The organism is Nostoc sp. UHCC 0251 (genome assembly GCF_034932245.1).
In the GTDB taxonomy this organism is placed as follows: Bacteria; Cyanobacteriota; Cyanobacteriia; order Cyanobacteriales; family Nostocaceae; genus Nostoc.
The window spans coordinates 1-1531 of record NZ_JAYGHD010000426.1; the positions used below are offsets into that span (position 1 = coordinate 1).

Annotated in this window: 1 protein-coding gene; it reads left to right on the forward strand. The window is 44.0% G+C overall.

What is annotated here, in order from left to right; all coding sequences use genetic code 11:
• The first annotated feature begins 238 nt into the window (after positions 1 to 238).
• On the forward strand, positions 239 to 1513 hold the full coding sequence (locus VB740_RS34265; RefSeq protein WP_323204273.1) for an MFS transporter: 1275 nt from the start codon (positions 239 to 241) through the stop codon (positions 1511 to 1513).
• The last annotated feature ends 18 nt before the right edge of the window (positions 1514 to 1531 follow it).

The window sequence follows — 1531 nt, forward strand, 5'->3', positions numbered from 1 at the left end:
CCGCTCAAGTCGGGAAACCCGCCCATGCGGCTGGCTCCCCTACATATACTTAGATCTTTTCATAAATCAAATACTAGTCCTATATATAGCGAGTATTGCTGATACTGCAATTTCTGATGAGTAACAATTTTGAGACGAAAGTAATTAATGTTAACATAATTGTCATGAAACTTTGACTTTTCTAAATTTTTAGTGTCCAGACCTTAGGGCGGAAAGTGAATTAGGAGATTTAGAATCCATGCCCAACCGCAAAAAGCATATTGAGCATCTACCTCATGCTGAAGCAGCTGATCGCACAATTCGTTTCAAGCAACATCAAAGCCTGTTTAGCTTACTTGCGATCGCAGCTGGTTTAATTTTTCTTCAGGGATATATGATCGCTCCCCTGATTCCACGTTTGGCTGAAGTGTTTAACGTTCCAGTTCAGGAAATTGGATTTATCGTTCCAGCCTACATGTTATCTTACGCACTAATGGCATTGTTCTACGGTGTGCTATCAGATCGATTCGGACGATGGCCTGTAATTCGCATCTCGCTGGCAATTTTTGTAATTTGTACAGCTTTGACCGCAACGGCTCAGACAGCTTCGCAAATGGCGGCTTGGCGGCTGCTGACTGGACTTGGAGCCAGTGGCGTTATTCCACTCACATTTGCATTGATTGCTGATTTATTTCCTTTTGAGCAACGAGGTAGCAAACTAGGGCTGGTGTTTGCAGCGATGGAAGGAGGAATGGCGGCAGGTTCTGCGGGTGGCGCAATTCTTGAACCGTTTTTGGGTTGGAGATTGCTATTTATCGGTACGGCTGTTCTTGCTGCTGTTGTACTTTGGCGGCTTCATCTTTACGGCGCTCTATTCGATACACCCAGTATTGATAAATTACCTAGTATTCGTGAGATATTTAGAGGATACAGCCAGATATTAATTACTTTTCGCGGGCAACGAACCTATGCTTATGTTTTGTGGAACGGGATTTACCACTCTGGTGTATATACTTGGTTAGGGTTGTATTTGTCACAACGTTACAACATGGATGCCTTGAGCATTGGTTTGACTATTCTCGGCTACGGCATACCTGGATTACTGTTGAGTTCCTTAATTGGTCGATGTGTTGATCGTTGGGGAAGACGTTGGCTAGTTCCGTTAGGACTAGTGATGGCGGCCTTAGCTGGTCTTGTGATGATTTTCGGTATTCCCGCATATGTCACGACGATAGCGGTTCTGTTCTTATCTTTGGGATACGACCTGACGCAACCTTTGTTTGTAGGTATTGTGACTGACTTGGGGGATGGCAGTAATTTAGGTCAAACGATGGGACTCAAAGTGTTTACCCTATTTACTGGATTTGGTGTTGGTAGCCTTATTTTTGGAGAGTTACTGCACTTTGGGTTTGGTATAGCTCTGGCTATTTTTGCTGGCATTCAGTTAATTTCTGGTTTGATAGCAATTCCACTCTTTTGGCGGGAAGTCCCATCTCAACTGCGCCCGGAAGCAACACCCAAACTAAAAGGATAATTAGAAAATCGGGGCTGG